The 3,853-nt window shown below is 55.5% G+C and carries 5 protein-coding genes and 1 pseudogene; 5 read left to right on the top strand and 1 reads right to left on the bottom strand.

Features of this window, described 5'->3' with window-relative positions:
• Nucleotides 1–5 precede the first annotated feature (5 nt).
• Nucleotides 6–851, top strand: coding sequence for an aspartate carbamoyltransferase (gene pyrB, locus QCH34_RS08415; RefSeq protein ID WP_300332809.1), 846 nt, complete (start codon nt 6–8; stop codon nt 849–851).
• A complete protein-coding gene (pyrI, locus tag QCH34_RS08410) occupies nt 848–1,312 on the top strand; it encodes an aspartate carbamoyltransferase regulatory subunit (protein WP_300332807.1) in 465 nt (154 codons plus the stop codon). Before pyrB ends, pyrI begins: the two co-directional genes overlap by 4 nt.
• Here the strand turns inward: pyrI and QCH34_RS08405 are convergent.
• Nucleotides 1,305–1,763, bottom strand: a complete 459-nt coding sequence (locus tag QCH34_RS08405; protein WP_300332805.1) for a phosphopantetheine adenylyltransferase — start codon at nt 1,761–1,763, stop codon at nt 1,305–1,307. The genes pyrI and QCH34_RS08405 overlap by 8 nt on opposite strands.
• Nucleotides 1,764–1,791: 28 nt before the next feature.
• On the opposite strand from QCH34_RS08405, the gene QCH34_RS08400 reads away from it, so the two are divergent.
• From QCH34_RS08400 to QCH34_RS08390, 3 genes and pseudogenes are all read left to right on the top strand, one after another.
• Nucleotides 1,792–2,283 (top strand): gamma carbonic anhydrase family protein, encoded by a 492-nt coding sequence (locus QCH34_RS08400; protein WP_300332803.1) that lies wholly within the window; start codon nt 1,792–1,794, stop codon nt 2,281–2,283.
• Nucleotides 2,276–3,553, top strand: a complete 1,278-nt coding sequence (locus QCH34_RS08395; RefSeq protein ID WP_300332800.1) for a CoB--CoM heterodisulfide reductase iron-sulfur subunit A family protein — start codon at nt 2,276–2,278, stop codon at nt 3,551–3,553. The genes QCH34_RS08400 and QCH34_RS08395 overlap by 8 nt, the downstream gene beginning before the upstream one ends.
• Nucleotides 3,550–3,853, top strand: a pseudogene (locus tag QCH34_RS08390) (S-methyl-5-thioribose-1-phosphate isomerase); the annotation flags it as partial. The gene QCH34_RS08395 and the pseudogene QCH34_RS08390, both read left to right, overlap by 4 nt.

The raw sequence follows: 3,853 nt of genomic DNA, 5'->3' as shown, positions 1-3,853 counted from the left end.
ATGATATCCTTGATCGCGCATCTGCGATCGAAGAGGGTGACTTTGATCCCGATGCACTCAATGGAAAGATACTCGCCAATCTCTTTTTTGAACCAAGCACCCGGACACAGATGTCTTTTGTATCGGCAATGCTCCGGCTTGGCGGAAAGGTGATCAATCTCGGATCCATTGAGGCGAGCTCAATCGTCAAAGGCGAGACCCTCGCTGATACGATCCGGGTTGTCTCGGGCTATGCTGATGCGATCGTCCTCAGGCATCCAAAGGAAGGTGCGGCACGGCTTGCCTCGGAATTTTCTGATGTCCCGGTGATCAACGCCGGTGACGGTGCGGGACAGCACCCTTCACAGACTCTCCTTGATCTCTTTACCATCAGGCAGTCGATGCAGCTTGATGGAATAAATGTCGGGTTCCTTGGCGATCTCCGGTATGGGCGGACTGTACACTCCCTAGCAAGCGCCCTCTCGCGGTACGGCGTCACTATCCATACTATTACTCCTCCGGGGCTTGAACTGCCGCCAAGCCTCATCCACGATCTCCAGGACACCGGTACAAAGATCGTTGTGCATGAGCATCTGGAAGATATCATAACCGATCTCGATGTCCTCTATGTGACCCGGATACAGAGGGAGCGGTTCCCTGATCCCGGTGCCTATGCCTCAGTTGCCTCGGGATACAGGGTGACCCCGGAGATGCTTGCTGATGTGCCAGAGCGTTTCATCCTGATGCATCCGCTGCCACGTGTTGATGAGATCGATCCGCAGGTGGACAAAATGCCCTGTGCACGGTACTTCGAACAGGCGAGGAATGGTGTCCCCGTCCGGATGGCGATGCTCCAGAAGGTGTTGTTATGAAGAGAAAGCCGGAAGAGGGGCTTCTGATCAGCCCTATCCGGAACGGGACCGTGATCGATCATATCGATGGAGGCGAGGGCCTCTCTGTCCTCCGAATCCTCGGGATCGCTGGCAGGACGATTGAAGAGCTCTCTGTGGCAACCAATGTCGAAAGCCGTCAGATGGGGAAGAAGGATATCGTCAAGATCGAGAACCGGGAACTCCTGAAAGAAGAGGTCGACCGGATCTCCCTGATCGCACCAAAGGCGAGTATCAATATCATCAGGGAGTATCAGGTCAAGGAGAAGATTGGTGTTGAGATCCCATCTGAGGTGATCGGGGTGATCAGATGCCCAAATCCCGGCTGCATCTCAAATGCGAATGAACCAATTCAGAGCTCTTTTGCCTGCCAGAAGAGGGGATACCGGTGCCGGTACTGCGACACCCTCATAACGCGTGATATTGCGTCGTATATCATCTGATCAGGTGGCCTTCCGGATCGATCTCTTTTCGGTAGATTCGTGTGCTTGAGACGATCTTCCCGTCATCTGCCATGATACAGCGGATCTGGTAGATATCCACTTTTCCTCTTCCCATCTCTCCCCTGAGGGAATTGATCTCCTCTGCAACAGGGAATGTCTCCTCTGAGACGACAAGAGCCTCAAAGTCCTCATTCAATGCTGATCCGAAGCGGTCGGCGAGGCACTCGACATGGTAGCCGGCAGGAAATGACATAGACTCAATCCATGCGATCAGCTCATCCCTTCTGATACTGTAGGGACGGACAGGATGGCTCTTGCGTAAAGCAAAATCATCAGAAGTGAGACCTATTGTGACAAAGCCTTCTTTTCCGGCGATTTCAAACGATCTCCTGAGAAGGACCTTGTGGCCGATGTGGAGGGGATCAAAGGTGCCTCCTACCATAACGTTCATGCAACTACCCTTCTACATATATACTCTTATGTGTAATGGTGGGTCCACCGGCAGGTGCGCTTTCATCGCCGATAACGCAACGGTTGTTGGTGATGCAGTGCTCGGCGAGGATGTGAGTGTCTGGTTTTCGGCGGTGATCCGGGCTGATCGTGTCCGTATCGTGGTAGGGGATCGATCAAATATCCAGGATAATGCCGTCCTCCATGGCAGCCCCGGCAACCCGACAACCATCGGTTCCGGTGTCTCGGTTGGCCATGGCGCGATTGTGCATGGCTGCACCATCGCAGATGACGTGCTGATCGGGATGGGCGCCATCGTGATGAATGGTGCGGTGATCGGATCAGGCAGTATCATTGGCGCGGGCGCTGTTGTCACAGAAGGAAAAGTGATCCCGGAAAATTCCATTGTCCTCGGGGTGCCGGGGAAGGTGGTCTCGGAGACGACTGACGAGCAGCGTGCATCTATTCTGAAGAATGCATCTGTCTATGTTGATCTTGCACGGGGGTATTCTGATGCGTAGGGTTGTTGTTATCGGAGGGGGTGTTGCCGGTATCCAGGCGGCACTGGATGTTGCCAACCACGGAATCCCGGTGACCATTATCGAGCGTGAGCCAAGTATCGGCGGCCATATGGCCCAGCTCGACAAGACCTTCCCGACGAACGACTGTTCGATGTGCATCCTCTCGCCGAAGATGGTGGATGTTGAGCGGCACCCGCTGATCACCATCCGCACCCTTGCTGAAGTGCAGGAGATCGAGGGGGATGTCGGTGCATTCAGGGTGACGGTGCTCCAGCATCCCCGGTATGTTGATTCGAGCCTCTGCAATGGATGCGGCGACTGCATTGATATCTGCCCCGTTGAGGTCTATAACCGGTTCGATGCCGGTATCGGGGTTAGAAAGGCGATCTACAAATCGCATCCGCAGATTGTGCCGAATATCGTTGTCCGTGATGCAGAACACTGCATCGAATGCGGGCTCTGCTATGATATCTGCGGGAGAGAGGCGGTTCTTCGCGAGGATACTGAGAGGACCGAGGTGATCGAGGCGGCAAGCATCATCCTCGCAACCGGCTATCAGCTCTTTGATGCAGAAAAGAAGAGGATATTTGGCTACAACCGCTACCCTGATGTGATCACGAGCCTCGAATTCGAGCGGATGATCAATGCGAGCGGACCAACCGGCGGAGAAGTCCGCCGCCTCTCTGATGGGAAGACTCCACAATCCGTTGTCTTTGTCCAGTGTGTCGGTTCCCGCGATATCCAGCTGAAGCGGACTTACTGCTCTTCGGTCTGCTGCATGTATGCATTGAAGAATGCGATGCTGATCCTGGAGCACTATCCGGATTGCGAGGTCTCGATCCTCTACAATGATATCCGCGCTTATGGGAAGGGGTACGAGGAATATCTCAATCGTGCAGAAGCAGGAGGGGTCCGCCTGATTCGTGGTTTCCCCGGCGAGGTGATCGAAGGGAAGGGTGATCTGATCCTTCCGCTTGAGAATACGGAGACTGGAGAGTTTGTGAACCTCCACGCCGATCTCGTCGTCCTCTCGGTCGGGTTTGAGCCTGTGCCGGATACGCAGGCGATTGCAGAGCGGCTCGGGATACCAATGGACCAGAATGGTTTCCTGAATACCTCTGATCTGAAGCTTGACCCGGTGGGAACGATCAGGCCCGGGATCTACTGTGCGGGAACGGTGACCGCCCCCCGCGATATCCCTGACTCGGTGATGACGGCGGGTGCTGCTGCGATGCGGGCGACCCGTGATGTCCTCCTTGCCGGTGAATGATGCGGGGCCGGACGATCTGGTGGGAGGAAGGCGGGGTCGGGCTGATCGAGCAGACCCTCCTTCCTGAAGAGTATCGTGAAGTGGTCTGCTCCGATGTTCCGAGGCTTGTGCAGGCAATCCAGCGGCTTGAAGTCCGGGGAGCGCCTGCGCTTGGGGTCGCCGGTGCATACGGTGTTGCCCTTGCATGCAAAAATGCGCTTGGGGGTTTGGAATCTGCCTTCTCTGCCTCTGTGAACAAGGACGCGGCAGTGCTCCGCTCTGCGCGTCCGACTGCGGTAAACCTCGCCTGGGGCGTTGACC

The organism is Methanocalculus sp., assembly GCF_029762515.1.
Classification (GTDB): Archaea; Halobacteriota; Methanomicrobia; order Methanomicrobiales; family Methanocorpusculaceae; genus Methanocalculus.
This window is presented reverse-complemented; position numbering and strand designations above follow the sequence as displayed.

Excerpts from the sequence above, each read along its gene's own strand:
- pyrI (WP_300332807.1), top strand. The coding sequence starts at position 848 with ATGAAGAGAAAGCCGGAAGAGGGGCTTCTGATCAGCCCTATCCGGAAC.
- QCH34_RS08395 (WP_300332800.1), top strand. The coding sequence starts at position 2,276 with ATGCGTAGGGTTGTTGTTATCGGAGGGGGTGTTGCCGGTATCCAGGCG.
- QCH34_RS08400 (WP_300332803.1), top strand. The coding sequence starts at position 1,792 with ATGTGTAATGGTGGGTCCACCGGCAGGTGCGCTTTCATCGCCGATAAC.
- QCH34_RS08405 (WP_300332805.1), bottom strand. The coding sequence starts at position 1,763 with ATGAACGTTATGGTAGGAGGCACCTTTGATCCCCTCCACATCGGCCAC.